16 protein-coding genes are annotated in these 24,680 nt (G+C 45.7%); 15 read left to right on the top strand and 1 reads right to left on the bottom strand.

The window, feature by feature from the left end; translation table 11 throughout:
* Positions 1 to 20 precede the first annotated feature (20 nt).
* The 14 genes from SEDOR53_RS0103675 (at position 21) to SEDOR53_RS0103610 (ending at position 23,419) form a co-directional block, all read left to right on the top strand.
* Positions 21 to 440 carry a hypothetical protein gene (locus tag SEDOR53_RS0103675; RefSeq protein WP_037360484.1) on the top strand — a complete coding sequence of 140 codons (420 nt, stop codon included), beginning with the start codon at positions 21 to 23 and terminating at the stop codon, positions 438 to 440.
* A 189-nt stretch (positions 441 to 629) separates the two neighbouring features.
* The gene (locus tag SEDOR53_RS0103670; protein ID WP_198018782.1) at positions 630 to 1,223 is read left to right on the top strand and encodes an RNA polymerase sigma factor; all 594 of its coding nucleotides are present in this window, start codon (positions 630 to 632) and stop codon (positions 1,221 to 1,223) included.
* 90 nt (positions 1,224 to 1,313) lie between these two features.
* A complete protein-coding gene (locus SEDOR53_RS0103665) occupies positions 1,314 to 2,426 on the top strand; it encodes a FecR family protein (RefSeq protein WP_026768497.1) in 1,113 nt (370 codons plus the stop codon).
* Between the two features lie 177 nt (positions 2,427 to 2,603).
* Positions 2,604 to 6,062, top strand: coding sequence for a TonB-dependent receptor (locus SEDOR53_RS0103660; protein WP_232214711.1), 3,459 nt, complete (start codon positions 2,604 to 2,606; stop codon positions 6,060 to 6,062).
* 11 nt (positions 6,063 to 6,073) lie between these two features.
* Positions 6,074 to 7,927 (top strand): RagB/SusD family nutrient uptake outer membrane protein, encoded by a 1,854-nt coding sequence (locus tag SEDOR53_RS0103655; protein ID WP_051416479.1) that lies wholly within the window; start codon positions 6,074 to 6,076, stop codon positions 7,925 to 7,927.
* 92 nt (positions 7,928 to 8,019) lie between these two features.
* Positions 8,020 to 11,349 (top strand): VCBS repeat-containing protein, encoded by a 3,330-nt coding sequence (locus SEDOR53_RS0103650; protein WP_026768494.1) that lies wholly within the window; start codon positions 8,020 to 8,022, stop codon positions 11,347 to 11,349.
* Positions 11,350 to 11,351: 2 nt separating this feature from the next.
* Positions 11,352 to 12,656, top strand: coding sequence for a vanadium-dependent haloperoxidase (locus SEDOR53_RS0103645; protein WP_026768493.1), 1,305 nt, complete (start codon positions 11,352 to 11,354; stop codon positions 12,654 to 12,656).
* Positions 12,657 to 12,745: 89 nt separating this feature from the next.
* Positions 12,746 to 13,762: a LacI family DNA-binding transcriptional regulator gene (locus SEDOR53_RS17050; RefSeq protein ID WP_037327706.1), complete on the top strand. Its 1,017-nt coding sequence runs from the start codon at positions 12,746 to 12,748 to the stop codon at positions 13,760 to 13,762.
* 116 nt (positions 13,763 to 13,878) lie between these two features.
* Complete coding sequence (locus SEDOR53_RS0103635) at positions 13,879 to 16,983, top strand: TonB-dependent receptor (RefSeq protein WP_026768492.1); 3,105 nt, start codon at positions 13,879 to 13,881, stop codon at positions 16,981 to 16,983.
* Positions 16,984 to 17,004: 21 nt separating this feature from the next.
* Positions 17,005 to 18,738, top strand: coding sequence for a RagB/SusD family nutrient uptake outer membrane protein (locus SEDOR53_RS0103630; protein WP_026768491.1), 1,734 nt, complete (start codon positions 17,005 to 17,007; stop codon positions 18,736 to 18,738).
* 30 nt (positions 18,739 to 18,768) lie between these two features.
* Complete coding sequence (locus tag SEDOR53_RS17045; protein WP_051416478.1) at positions 18,769 to 20,553, top strand: hypothetical protein; 1,785 nt, start codon at positions 18,769 to 18,771, stop codon at positions 20,551 to 20,553.
* A gap of 33 nt (positions 20,554 to 20,586) precedes the next feature.
* Positions 20,587 to 21,744 carry a bile acid:sodium symporter family protein gene (locus SEDOR53_RS17040; protein WP_051416477.1) on the top strand — a complete coding sequence of 386 codons (1,158 nt, stop codon included), beginning with the start codon at positions 20,587 to 20,589 and terminating at the stop codon, positions 21,742 to 21,744.
* Entirely contained in the window at positions 21,707 to 22,693 is a 987-nt protein-coding gene (yiaK, locus tag SEDOR53_RS0103615) for a 3-dehydro-L-gulonate 2-dehydrogenase (RefSeq protein WP_026768490.1), read from the top strand. The genes SEDOR53_RS17040 and yiaK overlap by 38 nt, the downstream gene beginning before the upstream one ends.
* 396 nt (positions 22,694 to 23,089) lie before the next feature.
* Positions 23,090 to 23,419 carry a hypothetical protein gene (locus SEDOR53_RS0103610; protein ID WP_026768489.1) on the top strand — a complete coding sequence of 110 codons (330 nt, stop codon included), beginning with the start codon at positions 23,090 to 23,092 and terminating at the stop codon, positions 23,417 to 23,419.
* Between the two features lie 28 nt (positions 23,420 to 23,447).
* On the opposite strand, the gene SEDOR53_RS0103605 is transcribed toward SEDOR53_RS0103610, so the two are convergent.
* A complete protein-coding gene (locus tag SEDOR53_RS0103605; RefSeq protein WP_026768488.1) occupies positions 23,448 to 23,840 on the bottom strand; it encodes a VOC family protein in 393 nt (130 codons plus the stop codon).
* Positions 23,841 to 23,929: 89 nt separating this feature from the next.
* Between SEDOR53_RS0103605 and SEDOR53_RS0103600 the strand changes: the two genes are divergently transcribed.
* On the top strand, positions 23,930 to 24,673 hold the full coding sequence (locus SEDOR53_RS0103600) for a hypothetical protein (RefSeq protein ID WP_026768487.1): 744 nt from the start codon (positions 23,930 to 23,932) through the stop codon (positions 24,671 to 24,673).
* The last annotated feature ends 7 nt before the right edge of the window (positions 24,674 to 24,680 follow it).

Raw genomic sequence — 24,680 nt, 5'->3', positions numbered from 1 at the left:
ACAAATCAAACTCTAGCATTATGAAAAAGTATATGATCCTTGCATTGCTGGTGGTTATGGCCGGACTGGTTGCTTCAGAAGTAAAAGCCCAGCCGCCGTGGGCGCCGGCATGGGGTAAAAGAAGAAAACAGCAGCAGGCATATTATTATTACCCTCGCGCCAATGTCTATTATAGTCCTGTTGCCCGCCGTTATTACTATCCGCGCAATGGTGTATGGGTAAGTGTATCCACTCCTAATTTCGGATTCTCTTTTTCTAATATGCCTCGCGAAACCGTTTATTACGATGGCCCCGATGTATGGGTAGAGAACAGGGTACACATCGAGCGTTATCATGGTATCTGGCATGATGATGATTATTACTATGGTCCCCGCGACCGTTATGGTTATAAACGGTATAAACACCATCATCACGATGATGATGATGACGATGATGACTAGTCAATAAACACCGATATAAATTACCTATTGAACACAGCCCGGTTTAAAATGCCGGGCTGTTTTTATTGCGCAGACGGTATTTTTCAATAAAATAATGTTAATTTAGACTACAGTTTACCGATTATCAACTGATTTTGACCGAAGCTTGCCATGCACCATGAGAATGATGAAATATTATGGAAAGGCCTTATGGAAGGTGATCAGGATATGTTCCTGGCCCTGTACCGGAAATATTATCACAGTCTGTTATTCATCGGCTTAAAAGAGATCAAAGATGCCCACCTGGTAAAAGACGCCATCCAGCAGCAATTCCTCTATTTATGGGAAAAGAGAAGCAGTATCCAACCTGCTAAAAATGTAAAAGCATACCTGGTAAGTTCTTTCCTGAGAAAGCTTACAGCCGATTGGAAAAGAGCGGAAAAGACCGATAACCTGCAAGTGGCCTGGAACAATATGGTGGAAATGCCCCTGCCCACTCCGGAAGAGTCCCTGATATGGAAAGATGAGCAACAGCAACTGTGCCGTTTGTTAATGGATCATGTAAATGCGCTTCCTGCCCGGCAAAAAGAGCTGATCATTCTCCGCTTCTACGAAGGGCTTAGTTACGAGGAAATAGTACAACGAACCAACCTTACGCACCGCACGGTCTATAACAAAATTCATGAAGCTTTAAAAAAGCTTAAGCTGGAGCTGGAGCCCGAAAAAGAGAAAGAACGTTTTTCTTTTGGCTTTGGCATGTTCCTGCTATGCGCAACGCTCCTGGTTTTTTACGGATGGCAGTAGTAAAAATACTACACGAAATTAATCGGCTTCCCAAGGGTAAAAAAAGCCGCTTCGATACTCTTTATTATTAACGCCATATAATGTAACAGCATGACGCCTGGTCAACTGGATATAGAGGATTTGCTTGCCGATGAATCCTTTATCAATTACTGCAAACGAACTTCACAGCGCGATGTTGCGCACTGGGAATCCTATATACAGGATCATCCTTACTATGCAACAATCATAGAACAAGCCAGGAACCGGTTTCTGGAATTATTCAATGCCTTCGCTGCCGCCGATATGGATGAACAGGAAACTTTGTTGAAAAACAGGCTGGCTGCTGCCGACCCCGCTCCTGTGATACATATACAAAAACAGGAACACCGCCGTAAAACTATTTTTTCTCCGGCCTTCCAGCTAACAGCTGCCGTGGTGATACTGGCCCTCGCTGTATACTATTTCAATTTCATCAGCAACAACCATACGCCAAAAGAATCTGCCAAACAGTTTGCAACGGCTTATGGCGAAAGAAAAAACTTCCAGTTGCCCGATGGTTCTTTTGTAGTGCTCAACGGCGGAAGCAAGATAAAGATCACAGATGCCTATGGTGTGAAGGCGAGGGATATTTACCTGGAAGGGGAAGCATTCTTTGATGTAAAACACAACAAAGAGCTGCCTTTTATCGTACATACCTCTGCGATGGATGTGAAAGCTTTGGGCACGGCTTTCAATGTAAAAGCGTACCCGGGAGAAAAGATGACGGAAGCTTCACTGGTAAGAGGATTGGTGGAAGTTACCCTAAAAGACAAGGAGAACCGCAAAGTATTGCTGCATCCCAATCAAAAAGTACAATGGCAATTACCGGGTGCAACACCGGGCAATAAGAACAATGAGTTGGCTACCACAGATAAAAAAGCTGTTGTTACCGATAAACTGGTACAAGGGCTGACCAAAACAAACAGGGATGAGATCATAGAAATTGCGTGGACAGAGAACAAGCTCATTTTCACCGACGAAACCTTTGAAAATATCGCTGTATTACTGGAAAGGTGGTACGGCGTTAAAATAGAATTTGCGGATGTCACGATCATGAATTATCGCTTTACAGGAATTTTTGAAAAAGAAGGATTAAGAGCGGTACTCAGTTTCCTGAAAGAGTCGCGGCATTTTAATTATGAGTTCATACCGGGTGATACATTGACAGTTAAACTGTATCAATAAAAAAACACAGGGAGTATGCGCAAACATACCCCCTGTTGGTCAAAATCTTGGAACAGCTGAACTGAAAGGGAGGCTGGTCCAATTGTTTAATTTTTAAACCAAAATAAAGGTATGAAAAAAAGTCATGCTTATCGGTGGGGACCGCTTGCGCCACCTTTAGCCAAACTGCTTAGGGTTATGAAATTAACAGGTGTTTTCATGTTTGTGGGAATTTTGACAGTGAGTGCAGAAGGCTTTTCACAAGATGCACGCGTTTCACTTTCACTCAGAGAGGTGAAGCTGGCAAAGTTCTTCAAAGCGATTGAAAAAGAAACCAATTATCGCTTTGCCTTCAGCAACGACATCCTGCCGTCGGGCCAAACAGTTACAGTCAACGTAAAACGTGCGCCTGTATCGGAAGTGCTGAACCAGGTACTGGAGCCTACGAGGCTCAAGTACCGGTTTGCCGATGAATCCGGTATCATCATCATTTCAGAAAAAACAGGTGACGGTGCCACAGAACACGCGCCCTTGATCCTTTTCCAGCAGGTTACCGGTAAGGTAACGGATGATAAAGGGAACGGACTGGCCGGTGTTACCGTATTCGTCAAAGGAACCAGCCGGAGAACGCTTACCCGGGAAAACGGCTCTTTTGCCATTGAAGCCAAACCGGGTGAAACCATCGAGTTCAGTATGGTGGGCTATAACAGCTCCTCGGTTAAGATGGCCAACCAAACTTCTTTGGCTATTTCCCTCGTGCAAAACACATCCAACCTCAGCGATGTGGTGGTGGTGGGATACGCTGTACAAAAGAAAGTGACTGTTACCGGTGCGGTGGCCAGTGTTAAGGGCGCCGACCTGGAGAAGTCTCCAACGGTTAACCTGTCTAACTCACTGGTAGGCCGCTTACCCGGTGTAATTGCTATTAACCGGAGCGGTGAGCCCGGTTACGATGGTTCCACCATTCAGATACGTGGTACCAATACCATTGGTAACAGTTCAGCGCTGATCGTTATCGATGGTGTGCCCGATCGTACCGGCGGACTGGAGCGTATCAACCCGGCTGATATTGAAAGCGTTTCCATCCTCAAAGATGCGTCAGCCGCCATTTATGGTGTGAGGGGTGCCAATGGTGTAATTCTCATTACTACCAAGCGTGGTAAATCGGGCAAACCACAGATCCTCTACGATTTCAACCAGGGCTGGTCTCAACCAACGCGCATTCCTAAAATGTCCAATGCGCCCGAGTATGCCGAGATCAACAATGAGCTGCTCATGTTCAGCAAAATTCCTTCTGATCAATGGTCCGCTGCATGGCCGGCACTCAAGCAGACCGGTAAATACACCCGTTCCGATAACAACGTAACGGTTACAGCGCCTTATCAGCCCAGCGACATACAGAAATATGCAGATGGTTCCGATCCCTGGGGACATCCCAATACCGATTGGTTCAAGGGTGCATTGAAAACCTGGTCGGGACAAACCCGCCACAACCTGCAGATCAGCGGCGGTTCTGAGAACTTCAAATTCCTGACTTCGCTGGGTTACCAGGACCAGGATGCTTATTATAAAAATTCGGCTACCGGTTACCGCCAGTACGATCTGCGCATTAACCTGGATGCTAAAGTCAATAAGTACATCAATACTACGTTAGGTATCATTGCACGTGAGGAATACCGTTTCTTCCCCACACAAAGCGCAGGCTCTGTCTTCAGGATGTTGATGCGCGGTAAACCTACCGAGCAAGAAATATGGCCCAATGGTTTACCGGGGCCGGATATTGAAAATGGACAAAACCCTGTTGTTATCACTACCAACCAAACCGGTTACGATAGGGATACCCGCGATTATTTCCAAACCAATGGAAAAGTAGAGATCACCAACCCATGGGTTGATGGCCTGAAGCTGTCACTGATCGGTTCGGCCGATAAATACACTTATCGTGGCAAAAGATGGGAAACACCCTGGTATTTGTATTTCTGGGATAAGGTTTCTTACCAGGCCGATGGTAAGACGCCGCTGTTGACCAAGTCGGTACGTTCTACCTTCACCGATCCGAGGTTAACACAGAGAGACGAAAGCCAGTTGAACATCAACCTCACAGCCATGCTGAACTACGATCGTAAGATCGCCGATAAGCATACCATTGGTGTGATGGCTGCTGTTACCAAAGAAACCGTAAGCGACGATAATTTCAGCGCTTTCCGCAGGTACTTTATCTCTTCGGCGATAGACCAGATGTTTGCCGGTGGCACCGACCAGCAGAACGCAGACGGTAGTGGTTATAACCGTGCAAGGCTGAGTTATTTCGGCCGTGTTTCTTATAACTATGAAGAAAAATATTTGCTGGAATTCGTTTGGAGGAATGATGGTTCCTATATTTTCCCCAAGGAAAAGAGGTTCGGATTCTTCCCCGGTGTGCTGGCCGGCTGGAATATCAGCAATGAGAATTTTTTCAGAAGACATGTGCCTTTCATCAATTACCTGAAGCTGCGCGGTTCATACGGACAAATGGGTAGCGACCAGGTATATTATAATGGAGCATTACAAGAGTACGCTTTTGCTTCGCTCTATAACCTGGGAACACAGGTGATCAACAACCAGGTATTGAAAACATTATCCGAGATCGTGGTACCCAACAGCCAGTTTACCTGGGAAATAGGCAACAATGCCAATATAGGTTTGGAGGGTACAACACTCAATGGAAAGCTCAGTTTTGAATTGGATTATTTCTACAACAAGCGCTCCAATATGCTCATCCATGCGGGCTCTGTACCGGGCAGTTCAGGTATCAGCGGCTTGCTGCCTCCGATCAACGCGGGTAAAATGGAGAATAAGGGATTTGAATTCAAGATTGGGTACAACGGACAGGCCGGTGACCTGAAATACACCATCGGTGTGAACGGCGGCTATGCCAAGAATAAGATATTGTATTGGGATGAAACGCCGGGTATACCCGACTACCAGCGTTCTACCGGTCACTCTTATGGTACCAGCGGACCCAACTTCCTGGCGTATATCTATGATGGCGTTTTCAAAGATGCTAAAGATATCGCGGCCAATACCATCGATTACAGCGCACTTACACCCCAGTTGCGCCCGGGTGATATGAAGATCAAGAATATCAGCGGTACCGGTAAGATCAATGCCAATGACAGGGTACGTTTGGACCAGAACCGTGATCCGGTATTCAGCGGCGGTGTGACCATGGGACTGCAGTATAAAAACTTCGACCTGTCCATACTCTTCCAGGGTGCTGCCGGCGGATTGCTCTTTATCGGTACCGAGTCTGGCGATATAGGTAACTACCTGCAATACAGTTACGATCATCGCTGGTCCGTAGACCATCCAAGCAGCGTGGATCCTCGACTGGCCAACAGGGGCGATACCTATTATACAGGCGGTGGAGCAAGTACTAATACTTATTTCCTCAGGAACAGCGATTACATACGTTTGAAGAACGTGGAGCTTGGGTACAACCTGGGACCTGTTGCCCTGAAGAAGACCGGTATCAGCGCTTTACGTGTTTACGTCAATGGCCTGAACCTGGCTACCTGGGATAAGATGAAAATATGGGATCCCGAGTCAACCAGTGGTAACGGACAATACTATCCGCAGTCACGCATTATCAATGGAGGAGTGAGAGTAACATTCTAAAAAACGAACTGATGAAAAAAAATCACATAATCATACTGGTGTTGATGGGAATGTTTTTCTCCTGTAAGAAAGACTTTCTCGACACCAAATCATTGACCACCGTTCCTTCCTCCGATACGTGGAAGGACGGTCCGCTCGCCCAGGCATTTGTAACGGGCATTTATGGCGGTTTGGGAATGGGCGGCTTCGACGAACAAATGCTGGCATCCCTTTCCGATGAATCGGTATTTACCCATGCAGGCCGTGGTATCAATACCATCAATGAAGGCACACTCAATCCTTCCAATATCGGGTGGACCAACCGTACCTATGAATGGACCAACATGTACAACCGTATCCGTACGACTAACATTGCACTGGCCCAATTGCCTACTGCTACTTTTGGCGATGCTACACTAAACGACCAGTTGCGCGGAGAAGCCTTTTTCCTGCGCGCCTATTTCTACCAGCAACTGGTAAGATATTACGGAGGTGTGCCACTGGTGAGCAAACCGTACGACCTGAACCAGGATTATACCATTGCGCGTAGCACATACGATCAATGCGTCACCTTCATCCTGAAAGATTGCGACAGCGCCATAGCCCTATTAAAAGGGAAGACTATGCCGAAGGGTAGGGCATCTTCTTTAGCAGCTATGGCGCTTAAGTCGCGCGTATTATTGTACGCCGCCAGCGACCTGCACGATATCCCTACTGCCAAAGCACAGTCCAGCGTTATCAGTGGCTTTGCTAATCCCGAATTATTGGGATATGTGAGCGGCGACCGTACAGCCCGCTGGCAGGCAGCCAGGGATGCAGCCAAAGCCGTGCTGGATGCTACCAGCGGTTATAAGCTCAACCTCGCGGCGCCTGCGGCTGCAGCCGATGCACAGAACAATTACAAATCACTGGCCATGGGCGGTGGTAGTAAAAGTCCGGGTATAGATGCTGCAGCCAGCGCAGACCTGATATTTGAGCGGGATTTTACCGCCAATAAGGATGAGTATGCCGGTATCTATGTAGGACTCGCCAACGGCCCCAACGGCTACCACAACTGGGCAGGTAATTCACCCATCCAGCAACTGGTGGATGATTATGAAATGATGGATGGTACCAAGTTCGACTGGACCAACCCGGTAGAACAGGCAGCTCCTTATACCAACCGCGATCCGCGTTTCTATGCTACCATTCTCTACGATGGTGCAGGATGGAAACCCAGGAACAAAATCTCAGGTAACGTAGATCCTGCCAACCAAATACAATCTGGTATTTACCAGATGGCTACAGGTATGCAATACGGACTGGATACGCGTCAGAGCACGATTGAAAACTGGAATGGCAGCTGGACAGGCTATTACATGCAAAAGTTCATTGACCCCGATCCTAATATTGTCGATAACACTACACGGCAATATATACCCTGGCCATTCTTCCGTTATACAGAAATGGTATTGAACTATGTGGAAGCCTGTATTGAATTGGGTCAGTATGTGGAAGCACAAACCTGGCTCAACAAGATCCGTTTCCGTGCGGGCATGCCTCCCATTACCGATGTTGGCGATGCACTGCGGCAACATTACCGTAATGAACGCAGGATAGAAATGGTGTACGAAGAACAACGCTACCACGATGCGCGCAGGTGGATGATCGCTCCCACCACGCTGGGAAGGAAGCTGGTGTACATCAATGTGCAGGGCTTGCTGAAGCCGGGTGCAACAGCCCCCTCGCCTTACCGGCACGATGAAACATTGTACAACTATACCTATAAACCGGTTGTAGATAATAGCCTCGAAAACAGGCAATGGCTGGATAAGATGTATTTCCTGCCCATCGTCCTGGATGAAATGAATAAGAACAACAAACTGATTCAGAATCCGGGTTATTAAGGGGCAAACAAATAGTATCGAAGTCGATCTATGCCGGGCGGTAACGCACCGGCATAGATTTTTATGAATATTGACGTACTTAAAAACCTGGCATGTTGAACCGATCACCCCTTACCCGTTTTTCCTGTTGCCTGCTCGCAGTTGTTATCACGCTGATGGCCGGATGTAAAAATGAACAGGCATCTTCCTCTCATCCGCTTTTCACTTTACTTACACCCGAACAAACGCATGTAGATTTCAGCAACACGCTGAATGAAGGCCTCAACACCAACGTGCTCATGTATGAATATTTCTACAACGGAGGCGGTGTGGCGGTAGGCGATGTGAACGGAGATGGTTTGCAGGACCTGTATTTTACCGGTAACATGACAGATAACAAGCTGTACCTCAACAAAGGACAAATGCAGTTCCAGGATATTACCGAAGCGGCCGGAGTGAGCGGCAGACCGGGTCCATGGAAAACAGGTATTACCATGGTAGACATCAATGGCGATGGCAGAACCGATATCTATGTTTGTTATTCGGGCAAACTGCACGGACCTAAAAGAGAGAACCAATTGTTCATCAATGATGGGAATGATGCACAGGGTATTCCGCACTTCAGTGAACAGGCGCATCAATATGGACTGGCCGATTCGTCGTACAGTACACAAGCTTATTTTTTCGATTACGACCGGGATGGCGACCTCGATATGCTCCTGCTCAACCACAACCCCAATTCCCTGCCCGTACTCGATGAAGCAGCTACCGCTGCCTTATTGAAAAAGGATGATCCTTCCACCGGCATTCGTTTGTATCGCAATGATAAGGGGCATTTCAGCGACGTTACGGCACAGGCCGGACTCGGTAGTTCTGCTTTATCTTACGGACTCGGCGCCGGTATCTCCGATATCAACGGCGATGGCTGGCCCGATATTTATGTTTCGAATGATTATACCGTGCCCGATTTTTTATACATCAACAACCACAACGGCACGTTCACCAATAAACTTTCTTCCAGCCTGGGACATACATCCCAGTTTTCGATGGGCAACAATGTGGCCGATGTGAACAACGATGGGCTACCCGATATCTTCACACTGGATATGTTACCGGAAGACAATCGCCGGCAAAAATTATTACTTGCTCCCGATAACTACGAAAAATTTGATCTTACCCTGCGCACAGGTTTTTATTACCAGTACATGCGCAATATGCTGCACATCAACAATGGCGATGGCAGTTTCAGCGAAATAGGACAACTATCAGGCATCTCCAATACCGACTGGAGCTGGTCGCCGCTCTTTGCCGATTATGATAACGATGGATGGAAAGACCTTTTTGTTACCAACGGTTACTTGCGTGACTATACCAATATGGATTTTCTCAAGTACATGAACGATTATACGCAGAGCAAGGGCAGGCTCAAACGGGAAGATGTGCTGGAGATCATCCAACATATGCCCTCTTCGTCGGTAACCAGTTATTTTTTCAAAAACAATGGCGACCTCAGTTTTAGTAATACCAGTCAGCAATGGGGTATCCGTTCTGCTTCGAACAGCAATGGAGCAGCTTATGCCGACCTGGACAATGATGGCGACCTCGATCTGATCGTCAACAACATCAACCAACCTGCATTTATTTATCGCAACGAAGCCAACCAAAAGAAGAACGCACATTATTTGTCGGTAAAACTGGAAGGGTCAGGCTTGAATACACAGGGATTGGGTGCCGCGGTTACACTTTATAATAAAGGAAGGAAGCAATATGTAGAGCAGATGCCGGCAAGAGGCTACCAGTCGAGTGTAACACCTGTTTTACATTTCGGATTGGGTGCAGATACCACCATCGATTCATTGCGCATCGTATGGCAAAGCGGCAAACAACAGGTGCTCATAAAAGTGCAGCCCGATAAGCTGTTGGTGCTGCAGGAAAAAAATGCAACCGAAGCATATCATCCTTCCATACCGGTTGCTCCTTTGTTCCATGCTGTTGCATCACCTATCGCATTTCACAGCGCAACCAATACCATCAACGATTTCAAAAGACAACCTTTACTGGTGAACCCATTGTCGTTCTCCGGCCCCTGTCTTGTAAAGGCCGATGTAAATGGCGATGGATTGGAAGATATATATGCAGGAGGGGGAAGCGGACAGGCCGGTGCATTGTATTTGCAACAAAAAGACGGCCGCTTTGTTCAAAAAGCAGAACCGGCATTTGAAGCCGACAAACAAAGTGAAGATGCCGACGCTGTTTTCTTCGATGCGAATGGCGACGGGTTTGTTGATCTGTATGTAGTAAGCGGCGGGTATCATCAATACACAGAAAATGATCCATTGTTGCAGGATCGTTTGTACCTGAACGATGGAAAAGGACATTTCACCAAAGCAGCCGATGCATTACCGGTAATGCATGTAAGTAAAAGCTGCGCACGCGTAGCGGATGTAAATGGAGATGGTAAGCCCGATCTTTTTGTAGGCGGCCGTGTGATCCCGGGCCGTTATCCTGAAACACCACCAAGCTATTTACTGATCAACGATGGCAAGGGGCATTTCACAGACCAGGCAGCTGCATTAGCGCCGGCGCTGCAAAAGATCGGTATGGTAACAGATGCTGCATGGCTGGATATGAATGGAGATGGAAAAAAAGACCTGGTGGTAATAGGCGAATGGATGCCGGTATCAGTATTCATCAACCAGAACGGAAAGCTGGAGAACAAAACAAAAGATTATTTCGAAAAAGAATACAGTGGATGGTGGAATAAGATTACTGTGGGAGATTTTAACGGAGACGGCAAGCCCGATCTGGTGATAGGCAATATGGGCCTCAACACACAATGCAAAGCCAGCGACAATGAGCCCGCTGAAATGTATTACAAGGATTTCGATAACAACGGTGCTATCGACCCCATACTTTGTTTTTACATCCAGGGTAAGAGCTATCCTTATGTAACCAGGGATGAATTGTTAGACCAGATGAGTATGATGCGCACGCGCTTCACTGATTACAAAAGTTATGCCGATGCCACGATCAAGGAAGTGTTTACCCCAGATGAACTGAAAGGCGCGGGCCATTTGCAGGCCAACTATTTGAAGACTGCTTATTTTGAACAAGGAGCCGATGGAAAATTCCATCAAAAAGCGCTCCCTGTACAGGCGCAGTTCTCCCCAGTGTACACGATCACACAACTGGATTTCGACAAAGACGGCAAACCCGATCTCTTGCTTTGCGGAAATGACAATCATGCCAGGCTGCGCTTTGGAAAATGCGATGCCAATTATGGTGTATTGCTTAAAGGCGATGGCAAGGGACATTTTACTTATGTAAACCAGCAACAGTCGGGCTTCCAGTTATGGGGAGATGTAAGGGCTGTGTTACCTGTGAATAATATGCTGCTATTCGGTATTAACCAGGAAGCGGTTAAAGCGTATCAAATGAAATGAGTATGAGAAAGCTGACAGGTTTTATAATATTGATGGTATTGATAGCTGGTTGCAGGCAGCAGCGTACAGATGCACCGGTGTTTGCGAACAAAGACATCAACGCGGTGATCACAGGGATGACAGATATCATGATACACGATGTTACCAACCCACCGCTGGCTGCGCGTTTCTACGCGTATGCTTGTCTGGCGGGATATGAAGTAGTTGCCCAACACAATACACAGTTCAAAAGTATGCACGGGGTATTGAATGATTACCCCGATCTGCACAGGCAGGACAGCATCAGCGGCTATAGTTATCAGCTCAGTTCGGTGCTGGCTATGCTGGAAACAGCATCACAAATGCAACCTTCGGGCAGTCGTCTGCGCGCGTATGAGCAACGCTTGCTCGATTCCTGTAAAGAGCTGGGTTACCCGGAAAAGATGATTAATAACTCAAAACGTTATGCAGTAGCCATCAGCAAGCGCATATTGGCTTATGCAAAGGCCGATGGATACAATAAGATCAGTAACCTGCCACGCTATACGCCATTGAAAGGTGATGAATATTGGTACCCCACACCGCCGGCATTCATAGCTGCGGTAGAGCCTTATTTCAAAACAGTGCGGCCTTTTACACTCGATTCCAGCGCGCAGTTCAAACCCGTGCCGCCTGTTTCTTTCTCGGCAGATAAGCAGTCGGCATTTTTTAAGCTGATGGAAAAAAATTACAAAGAAGCACTGCCTCCCGAACACAAAGCCATCGCCGCTTTCTGGGATTGTAATCCGTTTGCCGTGCAGGATAATGGGCACTTGTTGGTAGCGTTGAAAAAAATATCGCCCGGTGCACACTGGCTGGGTATTGCAGCTATTGCTGCAGAGAAAGCAAAGAAAAGTTTTGATGAAAGCATGCAGGTCTATACGCTTGTGTCTGTTGGCTTGATGGATGCTTTTATCTGTTGCTGGGATGAAAAATACCGAAGCAACCGGGTGCGTCCTGAAACCGCTATCCGTAAATTCATTGATCCTGCCTGGGTGCCTTTGTTACAAACGCCGCCTTTTCCTGAATACCTGAGCGGACATTCTGTGATCTCCGCTACTTCTGCTGCCATATTAACACGTTTGTTCGGCGATGGATTTCATTATACCGACAGCGTGGAAATAGATTATGGATTGCCCCCCAGGAGTTACCAGTCATTTCAGCAAGCCGCTGTTGAAGCCGGAGTGTCGAGGTTTTTCGGCGGCATTCATTTCATGGATGCCATCGATAACGGAAGGGAGCAGGGGCTGAAAGTGGGCGAATGGGTGTTAAAGAAAATTGGGAAATGAGGAATTTTTATAAAAGTTTCTCAAAAAAATTTGCTTAAACGTTTAAGTTTGTATATTGCATTCAATTGTCATTACGAGAACCTTGTGTTGTGAAAAAAAACACTTCTTTAAAAGATATAGCCCGGCACCTTGGTGTATCAGTCGCCCTGGTGTCCTATGTATTGAATGGCAAGGCCGAAGAAAACCGTATAGGGGAAGAGATTGCCCAAAAGGTGCGAAAAGCGGCCGAAGAACTGAATTATCAACCCAATTATCTCGCAAAGAGTTTACGGGCCAGTAAAACCCACACCATTGGCCTTGTTGTAGCTGATATCAAATATCACTTTACTGCAGGAATCACCCGTTCTATTGAGGCGGCAGCAAAAAAAGAGGGCTATACAGTTATCCTGGGTAATTCACACGAAGACCACCGTGAATTTGAAGAATTGATCACGGTTTTCATGAATCGAAAAGTAGATGGATTAATATTGATTGCGGTAGAACGATCGGAACCGCAGATCAAACGTTTGCTGAAGGATAAGATCCCTTTTGTGCTGATAGACCGGGTATTTCCGGGAATCCCTACTACCAATATCCTCCTGGATAACTATTTAGTAGCTTATCAATGCGTTGAATATGCCATTAAACGTGGGTACAAAAGAATCGGTTTTGTCAATTTCAAGACCACTTTATTTCATCGCCTGGAGCGCAACCGCGGGTATGCGGCAGCATTACAAGCTTATCGCTTGCCCATGAACACAAAATGGGAGAAAGCCATCCGCGAAGAACGGTTAGCCCAGGATACTGCCAATGCCGTCAAGGAGTTGATCACGCAGACACCTGCTTGTGATGCCATTGTATTTGCTTCTGATATTCTGGCGGTGACCGGTTTGAAAGTGATGAATCAATTGAAAATCGCAGTTCCCCGGGATGTGGCTGTAGTGAGTTTTGATGAAGCAGAAGCATTCGATCTCTTTTCCTGCTCTATTACACACGCCAAACAACCAGTAGAAGAGATCGGAAAAATAGCAGTGACAACCCTCATCGAAAAAATGGCGGGAAAAAAAGTGCCGAGTGAGATTAAGTTGAAGTCAAGTTTCATTGTGGGAGGCTCATGCGGAGAGTAGTTTTTTTACCTCAATGCTTAAACGTTTAAGCATTGAGGTAAATGATTGCAGACGATATAACTGAACAACTTTATAAACCAATTATTATTTATATAACGATTACAAAAACTGCCATTATGAAACAGCTTGCTATTTTTATCGCTTTTTTCCTGTTATCCCTGAGTTCGTTTGCACAGGAGAAAACAGTCAACGGTATTGTTGTAAACAGTAATACCAAAGAGCCGCTATCAGGTGTCATCGTACAGGGAAAAAACACCACCACTACTACGGATTCAAAAGGGTCCTTTGTTATTAAAGCAATGCCTGGTGAAACGCTGCGGTTTTCACATGTAGGTATGACCACCGTTAGTTATACGGTAAACGGCACAGCGAGAACAATATCTATTAGTATGGAGGAAGCGGTCAACCAGCTGAATACGGTTGTTATTACCGGCTACCAGGCCCAGCGAAAGGCAGACCTCACAGGTGCTATTATCGTAGTTAATATGGCGGATGTAAAAACGATTCCCGCCGGCAATCCGTTGCAAGCCTTGCAGGGCCGTGTGGCAGGCATGTACATTACCAGGGATGGTACGCCCGGCGGCGGTAAACGTTCTATACTGATCCGGGGAATCAATACACTGGGTAACAACGATCCGCTATTTATCGTGGATGAACTGCCGGTTGACGGTAGAACAATGGAAATGCTCGACCCCAATGACATTGAGTCGCTGCAGGTATTAAAAGATGCATCCTCAGCTTCTATTTATGGTTCGAGGGCATCCAATGGTGTCATTATCATTACAACTAAAAAAGCCAGTAGTGCTAAGTTGAAGGTAGACGTAAATTCAAGTACATCCTTTCAGGGATATTATTCGCATTTACAAATGCTCAATACCGAACAGCGTGGCAGGGTACTCTGGCAGGCTGCCATCAATGACGGTACAGATCCTAATTTGAATACGCAGTATAAGTACCAATGGCACCGCGATGCACAAGGAAATGCAGTGCTCGATAAAATGGATATTACCGATTGGCTGGATAAAAGTATACAAGGGGGAATCAGGGCAGGAAATACAGACTGGTTCAAAGAGATCTCCAGGCCGGGTATGCTTACCAGAAACAATATCGCCCTCAGTTCTAAAAGTGCTACCCATAGCCTGTTGCTATCAGTAGGGAATCTGTATAATAAAGGTGTCATCAAATACACGGATGACAACCAGTTCACCATCCGCCTCAATTCCAGTTTCAACAATGCAAAAGGAACGATCCGGGTAGGTGAAAACCTGCAGTTGGTTACCAATACACAAACACCCATTGGTTCCGGGCAGGGTGGCACTCCTCTTGATCTTGGCGTACTGGACCTTCCTATATTACCTGTTTATGCAGCGGATGGCAGTTTTGCTGGTCCGGTAGGTTCGGGCTTTTCCAATCGAATGAATGCATTACAGGTTGCCGAACTTTCAAAAGACTGGAAAAACAGGAGCAAGTCGCTGTTTGGAAACCTCTATGCAGAATTTAAGCTGCTCAATAATCTGACTTACCGATCTTCTCTCGGCATCGACTATAGTTTAAACCAGGAGATCAGGATCAACCCCCGATTTAAATCGGGCTTCCTTAGTCTGAGTATCAACAACTATTCAAATTACCTGGGAGAAAATATCAACTGGACCTGGTTCAATACCCTCAACTATACCCTTGAAAAAGGGTCTCACCGCATGAATGTACTGTTGGGTACGGAGGCCAATAGCAGCAATTCCAGTTACCTGAGTGCATATAAGGAAAATTTTCTGGTTGAAACGCCAGGCTATTTTCAAATCAATTCCGGTACTGGTCTCACATCGGTTACAGGTAATGAAACCGGTTATAAGTTATTATCTTATTTCTCCAAACTGAACTATGCTTATGCATCGAAATACCTGGCATCAGTAACCTTGCGGGCCGATGGTTCTTCCAGGTTCGGCGCAAATAACCGGTTCGGATTTTTTCCGGCATTTTCTTTGGGATGGCGGATCAGCGAAGAATCTTTTATTAAAAACAAAATTCCTGCCATATCGCAATTGCTGTTACGTTATGGAATGGGTGAAACCGGCAACCAAAAAATTGCCAACGATGCAAGCTTTGGCCTCTTTGTGCCGGGCTATGGGCTAACGGCAGGCCGAAGAAACTACGGCTCTGCGTATGATCTTAACGGAGCCAATTCCGGTACCTTGCCTTCCGGTGTGGTAGCTACCCAAACCGCTAACCCCAATCTGAAATGGGAATCTACCGGTGAAACCAATATAGGCGTAGACTATGGATTGTTTGATCAAAAGCTGACAGGATCTTTTGATTATTTTTTCCGCAAAACAAAAGATATCCTCATCAAACCTCCTTACCTGGCGGTATTGGGTGAAGGCGGTTCTACCTGGCAAAATGGTGCCACAATGGAAAACAAAGGTTGGGAATTCACAGTTGGTTATAATAACCATACCGGGGATTTAACTTACCGGGTAAATGTGAATGTGGGCTCTTTTCATGATAAAGTAACTTATTTGCCTGCCAACGTTGTAAGGGCTTATCCGGGTAATGTTGAAAAAACAATCATCGGACATTCTTTATCTGCCCAATTCGGATATGTTACCGACGGTATTTTTCAAAACCAGCAGGAAGTAGACAAGGCAGCGGCACAACCGGGTAAAGGAGTGGGCAGGATCCGTTACAAAGACCTGAACAACGATGGTGTGATCAATGTGCTGGACCAGGATTGGCTTGGGAATGCCTTGCCTGACTTTGAATATGGCTTCAGTTCCTATTTGTCTTACAAACAGGTTAAGTTTTCTTTTTTCCTGCAAGGGGTACAAGGTTCTAAAGTGTACAATGCATTTAAAAACCAGGCAGCTTTCGTAGGAGCATTTGCAGGACAAAACAATACCACCATGGTATTACAGGCATGGACGGCCCAAAACCCGTCTGCCACAATACCTGCTGTGTCTAATTTTGATGCCAATAATGAAGTCAGAACATCTTCTTATCAGATCGAAAATGCCTCTTATCTGAAACTAAGAAATATCCAGCTCAGTTATTCTTTTAAAGAGCAATGGTTGCGAAAGTTGAAGTTAAGCAGGTTGGAAATGTATATCTCGGGATCTGACCTGTTCACCATCAAATCCAAACAGTTCACTTCCCCCGATCCTGAAAACCCCGGATCATTTTACCCTATCGCCAAATCATTTACCATCGGCCTGAATGCATCATTCTAATACCATCCTAACAATACAATTATGAAAAAGCATAACCAACTGTATATCCTGATCCTGCTGATGGTATTGGCGGGCATCGGTCTTTCTTCCTGTAAAAAACACCTCGATTACCAACCTAAAGGAGCACTGAGTTCTGACTTGCTGAACAACGCCAATGGTGCAGAATTGCTGGCCACTGCGGCTTATGCTTCACTGGGAAACGGCAATGAATATTCTTCTGTTACCGACTGGATATGGGGCAGTGTGCGGTCTGATGATGCTTACAAAGGCGGAGCAAGCACGGGCGATCAGCCCGAACTGGATAAGCTGGAACAGTTTTCCTATATCACCGTAGATCAATCTTACATACAGAATGTATGGATATGGAATTATGAAGGAATTGCCAGGGCAAACCTTGCTTTATCCGTTATCAACAAACTGAATACTACAGATTATCCGATGAAAGTTCAACGCCAGGCGGAAATGCGTTTTTTACGGGCTCATTTTTATTTCTGGTTGGCAGAGGCATTTAAGAACGTGCCCTGGATAGATGAAAACATGACGCAGGAAGACAGGAAAAAAGTTTCCAACCGGCAATACACGCGCGACCAGCTATATGAAAAGATCGCAACAGATTTCCAGTTTGGTATAGACAATTTACCGGAACGTCAAAGCCAGATCGGAAGAGCGAGTAAAGTGGCTGCCGCAGCTTATTTGGCGAGAACCCGCCTGTTTCAGGCATACCAGCAGGATGAAAACCATAACGTAACAGGCATCAATCCCGATTTACTGAACAAAGTAATAGACCTCACCGGATATATCATGGGCACCGGGAAACACAGGCTGAGCAATGATTTTGCTGAGAACTTCCTGTATGAATTTGAAAACGGACCTGAATCTGTTTTCGCTATTCAATTTTCTAAAGACGATGGTACACCCCTTGGCCGTGAAGACTGGTCGCATAACCTGAATTATAATATGGCTCCGCAATACGGATGCTGTTCCTTTCACCGGCCCAGCGATAACCTGGTCAATGCATTTAAAACAGATACCAGTGGTTTGCCAAGATTTGCTACATTCAATGATGTTCAGGTAACACAATCACAGGATTTTTTTACCAACTCTTTTGATCCCCGTTTGGATCATACGGTGGGTATACCTACGCATTCTTTCAAATATGATCCCAACTTTGTTTATCAGGCAAGTTTTGCAAGGGCTGCGGAAGTATACGGTGTATATTCTACCATGAAAGAGATCATGCCGGCTGGAAGCCCCGCACTGAAAAGAGATGGATCGCGCCTTGGAAGCGCTAAGAATGCAGACGTATTGCGCTACGACGATGTGTTGCTCTGGCGTGCCGAAGCGCTGATAGAATTGAACCGACAGGCAGAGGCGTTACCGCTGATCAACCAGATCAGGACAAGGGCCGCAAACAGTACCGGAAGACTTAAAACAAGCAATGGATCTTTCAATAGCCGGTACAACATACAGCCTTATGTGGATGGTGTCAATTGTCAATGGACAAAAGATTTTGCCCGCATGGCATTGCGCTGGGAAAGAAGGCTGGAGTTTGCTGCGGAAGGCGCACGTTTTTTTGACCTGGTCAGATGGGGTATTGCTGCAGAAACCCTGAACGGTTATTTTAAAGTTGAAAGTGGTCGACATCCGTTCCTAAAAAATGCAGTGTTCCAGAAGAACAGGAACGAATACCTGCCCATACCACAACAGGAAATAACTTTGAGTGAAGGATTGTACAAACAGAATCCGGGTTATTAGTAAAGAATGATGACCTTCAAACAACTCTATATGACAAAAGACAATGAACAGAACAGGAGGAATGATTTCGGTCGTCGTAAATTTTTGAGGAATGGATTGATCCTGGGAGGCGTGGTGTCCGTTGCCGGAAACATTCCCAACAGTGTAGCAGCAAAAAAATCATCATCACTCAATGCCCTGTCCGGGGAACTTCTTTATAACGGGATTCGGCTGCCAGAGCAATGGCCACCACACTATATGCATCCCGATGCCTATGATCCCATGCCTGTACCTTATCTGGCCTTACCGCCGGCAGTAATTCCTGTTGATGTGGGGAGACAGTTGTTTATAGATGATTTTCTGATTGAACATACCAATCTGCAAAGGCAGTTTCATCAACCGGTTGACCATCCTGGCAATCCGCTACTGAAACCCGAAACGGCCATTGAAATGAATCAGGGTTTTTGTCCTGTTGCAGCACCTTTTTCAGATGGCGTTTTTTATGACCCGGAAGACCAACTCTTCAAACTATGGTATATGGCAGGATGGTTTGATGGTACAGCATTGGCTGTTAGCAAGGATGGTATTCATTGGGATCGCCCAAAGCTCGATATAGTACCTGGCACTAACCTGGTGTTGGCACCGCGGGATGATTTTCGCCGCGATGGTGTGTCAATATGGTTGGATCACGACAGCAAAGATCCCGGGGAAAGATTTAAAATGTATCTCTATGCGCGCCAGGGAAAGATCGGACAAAAATTGCGGCCTGTGGGTGGATTTCTGTTGAACAGTCCGGATGGCATTCATTGGAAATGGGGCGGGAAAATACCAGGCGCAAGTGATAACAATACTTTTTTTTACAACCCCTTTCGAAAAAAATGGGTATTCACGATACGAAAAGAAAGCCGCCCGGTCGCCCCCTGGTCTGCCACAAAGAAAAATGGAGGGGGAAGGGCAAGATCTTATTGGGAAGGTGATACGCTACAAGCTGCGCTTAATAATTGGGAGGGTTCGGTTTTTTGGTTTGGTGCAGACAAATATGATTGCATTCCCGCAAACTATTCAATCGGCGAAGATCCCCAGATATACAAGTTGGATGCAGTAGGATATGAAAGTGTATTATTGGGCCTGATCCAACCGCATTATGGCCCTGCCAATGAAATATGCGGCAGAGGCGGATTTCCTAAGCTGACAGAATTGCAACTGGCGTTCAGTCGCGATGGTTTTCATTGGGATCGCACCAACCGGGAAACCTTCATCGGCGCGGATTTCCATAACAAAGAGAGCTGGAAGCGGGCTTATGTTCATTCTATAGGAGGCACCTGCCTGATCGTTGGTGATAAACTCCATTTTTATTATACCGCTTTTCGGGGGAATGAACAGAACCGGAATACATTGGAATATTGGAGTGGCATGTATGCGAATGCATCCATGGGACTGGCAATACTCAGGCGCGATGGATTTGCCTCAATGGAAACGAATGACCAGGGCACATTGCTGACCAGGCCGGTACAGTTTTCAGGGCAATATTTGTTTGTGAATGCAGATGCCAGAACGGGCTCGATGAGGGTTGAACTTTGCGAACCGAACGGGAATGCGATTGAAGGATTTACGCATGAAGAGTGTGTACCTGTTTCAATAGATAGTACCAGTAAAATGGTTCAGTGGAAACATCAACCCAACCTCTCTTCACTTTCAGGCAGGCATGTACGGATCCGGTTTTATGTAAACCGGTCTAAACTGTATGCTTTTTGGATAAGCCCTTCTGAAAATGGATCCAGTGGTGGAGCCACTGCAGCAGGGGGTCCCGGATTAACAGGTACATGGAATATTTGAAAATGATGTATCATAATTTTAAACGATTGCTGAATGACCATCAATAGAATTGTATATAAAACTGCATTCTCCATTGCTGCTATATTATTAGTAATTGCAGTTATAATAGCGTTCACAGGAGAATTTTTACGAACAGGGCCTTTCTTAATTGGTTTTTTCCTGTGCCTCTCCATTGGTTTCATGGGTTTTCAATACCTGAAAACATTCGCATATCCTTTTATCATTTTTGCGGCTGTATTAGCGGCATTGTATTACCCGCATCATTTTGTTTCGATTCAGGGATATAAATTGACAAACCTCATCACGCCCTTCTTACAGTTGATCATGTTTGGAATGGGCACATCTATGAGTCTTGGAGATTTTGCAGGGGTAGTGAAAATGCCCAAAGGCGTTTTTATCGGAGTTACAAGTCATTATATCATCATGCCGGTGATAGGATATGCCATTGCAAAACTGAGCGGCTTCCCGCCGGAAATAGCCGCTGGCATCATTCTCATAGGGTGTTCACCTAATGGTATGGCATCCAACGTTATGTCATACCTTGCAAAAGCCAACCTGGCGCTGTCCATTACCATAACGGCGGTATCGACTTTGCTGTCGCCGTTAATGACACCATTATTGATGAAGACCCTCGCAGGAGCTTATGTAGAGATCAATTTTGTAGAAATGATGTGGGGTATTTTCAGGATGGTGATCATTCCTATTGGTGCCGGGTTGTTGTTCAATAAGTTTTTATCGAACAGGTTTCACTGGCTCAATGCTATAATGCCATTGGTTTCCATGTTCGGTATCACGTGTACGATCGTTATTATTACGGCAGCAGGCAGGGATAGCCTGCTTGCGATCGGCCCATTGTTAGTGCTGCTGGTTTTGTTGCATAATCTGGCCGGTTATAGCCTGGGGTATTGGTCGGCTCGCCTGTTCAGGCTCAATGAAAGGGATTGCCGCACAGTTGCTATTGAAGTAGGCATGCAAAATGGAAGCCTGGCTTCCGGCATTGCCAAGGAAATGGGAAAGATTGCCACCGTGGGGTTGGCGCCGGCTATTTTTGGACCCATGATGAATATCACGGGTTCCGTGCTGGCTTCTTATTGGCATAGAAAGCCTTTAACAAGGGATAGTAAAGACGACAATAAAAATAAAATAGAGATTCATGAGAATTCACTTTGCGGACTTGGAGAAAATACTTAAGCAAATTTTATTGAAACTGGCATTCCCGGAACACAAAGCGACATTGTGTGCACGCATATTTGCACAGAATAGTTTAGATGGGGTGTACTCACACGGAGTTAACCGGTTCCCGCTCTTTGTACAATATGTGCGGGAGGGATTGATCGATATTCACGCAGAACCCGAACTTACCGGAAAGAACGGGTTGGTAGAATACTGGCATGGACATTCAGGGCCTGGAGTTTACAATGCGCATAAAGCCATGGAAAGAGCCATTGAACTGGCGAAGGAAAATGGGATCGGTTGTGTGATGCTCCATCATACGAATCATTGGATGCGCGGTGGCGCTTATGGATGGCAGGCGGCCGATGCGGGATGCGTCGGCATCTGTTTTACCAATACCATTGCCAATATGCCGCCATGGGGGGGTAAGGATGCCCGCATCGGTAATAATCCATTGGTTATAGCGGTTCCGAGAGCGCAAGGACATGTTGTACTGGATATGGCATTGTCGCAATACGCGTATGGAAAACTACAAGAGAATGCATTGAGTAATAAAAGCCTAGCTGTTCCGGGAGGCTACGATAAAGACGGTAACCTGTCCACTAATCCCGGGCACATTATAGAATCTTTCCGGGCACTGCCGATTGGATTCTGGAAAGGACATGGATTGTCTTTAATGCTGGATATTTTGCTCACTTCCCTTACCGGAGGACTTTCTGTTGCAAAAATCACGGAGAGTGGAAAAGAAGCCAACCTGTCGCAATGTTTTATATGTATATCACCTAACCAACTTCATCAACAGCAGGTGGAAGAAATTATAGCATTCACTAAATCGAGCCCCCTTGCTAAAGACGCAGATAATATTTTATATCCGGGAGAACAGGCTTTGAGGAAACGTCATGAAAATGAAAAGGAAGGAATTCCTGTGCATGAATCGGTTTGGGAAGAGATACTTGCCCTGCAGTAAACTTTTTAACTCGAGAAATCCAGCATAAAATAATTGCCGTTCTTGATCACTTCTATTTTGCCGGGCATCTCGATGTGCTTATCGTGCTTTTCTTTTCCACTGCTATTATCTTCTGTGATCTGGGCAAAAAAACCGCTTGGTCTGAAATGGCCTCTTACGGTCGGTCCCAGACAGAGTTAATAACTGAAATTTTAATGCGGGGTTACTTATTGAATTGGTGATTACAGTAACTTGTTAACTTATAGTATACCCTGTTAAACGGCCCTAAACTATTCAAACAAAAAATATTGGCATGATAATGGCGACCCGGAATTATGAAATTGCTAAGTTGTTTTAGTAGCGGGGTTGTTGTGAAAGCTTTGGTATTTTTACTTCTGTCATCTAAATCCAATCAATATGTTCGATCAAATTTTACAAGCTGTAAAGGATCATTTCGCCAACAATCCCGAACTGGCGAATGCCATTCCCGCAGAACACAGTGATGCGGTACACAACGAAATCGCCAGTCATATTGCCAATAGCGTTGGTAACCAGCAGGAAGCATCGGGCGGCGGTGGGTTGCTTGGAAGCCTGGGAAGTATGCTTGGTTCAGGTAACCCGCTCGTATCAGCTGCTGAAGGTGGACTGGTAGGCAGCCTTACTGAGAAATTCGGACTGGGGTCAGCCGCTTCAGGCGCTATAGCAGCCGCCATTCCCAGTTTGCTACAGAAGTTTACCAGCAAATAGAATGAATCTGCTTATTGCAGGCAGGAGGTTACGCTTCATATAGCTCCAGGGGCAATCCATCAGGATCTGTAAAAAAGGTGAACCGCCTGCCTGTATATTGATCCACCCTTATGGGTTCTGTTTCAATGTGATGATGATTCAAATGCCTGATGACCTCGTCTATATCGCTCACTGAAAAAGCAAGATGACGCAAACCGCAGGCTTCGGGCCTCGAAGGCCTCGGCGGCGGACTGGGAAAAGAGAACAGTTCAATCACATAATGGTCACCAATGGCCAGGTCCAGTTTATATGACTGCCGTTCCTGCCTGTGCACTTCACGGATGATCTGTAAACCCAATATGGTAGTATAAAAATGCTTCGACCTTTCATAATCGGAGCAGATGATGGCAATATGATGTATGGCTGTGAGCGGCTTGTTCATGAGGTGAAATTACATTTTAAGCCATCACGGATACCATATTCATTGCCATCTGTAAAATAATTTGTATATTACTGTCACAATCCCGGCCTATGCGCATATTATTAGCCATATGCTTTTTTCTTTCCCTGCATTTTTATGCAGATGCACAATTGACAGTGGATGTAGACAATCCCGAGGCAACACATGGTAATTATGGCGCCGTAAAAGTGTACGATCCATCCGCAATTGGCAGTAAAAGAGTTACTGTAATTAATTATGGAGATATGCATGGTAGTCCGTTTTGGAACGATAAATGGGCACCGGCTCTTTTATATTTAAACAGGGGAACGATCGTTAAATTGAAACAAGTGAAAATGAATCTTTATACCCAGGAGGTTCATTACTTAGATAACAACGGTGCAGAGCTGGCGGCAGAGACTGGCCTGGTATCAAAAGTGGTATTTCTGAAAGCGGAAGACAGCACAAAAGTGTTATCGGTATTCGAAGCGCGTCCGGATTATACAGACAATAATGGCAAAGCCTATTTCCAGGTATTGGATACAGGAAAGGTTCAACTTTTGCTGCTTCAGAAAATATTGCGCAGACAGGAAAATTATAACGCTTTATCGGGCAAGTGGGAATCAGGTTTTTTTTCAAAGTATCATTATGCGATTTCCAATAATGACCGTATTACTCCATTGACTGCACTTAACCCCAATACTGTTACGGCTGCTATCTCAACTGACGCCGTTTCAAAAGAATGGTTAAGGCAGAACAGGAACAAATTGAAGAACGAAGCAGAAGTGATCTCATTCCTTGATTTTTACAATGGAACACATAAGCCGGCTAAATAGCCAATAC

Origin of the sequence: Asinibacterium sp. OR53 (assembly GCF_000515315.1) — a bacterium.
In the GTDB taxonomy this organism is placed as follows: Bacteria; Bacteroidota; Bacteroidia; order Chitinophagales; family Chitinophagaceae; genus Sediminibacterium.
Note: the sequence above shows the minus strand (reverse complement) of the source record. Positions and strands in the feature narration are given on the sequence as shown.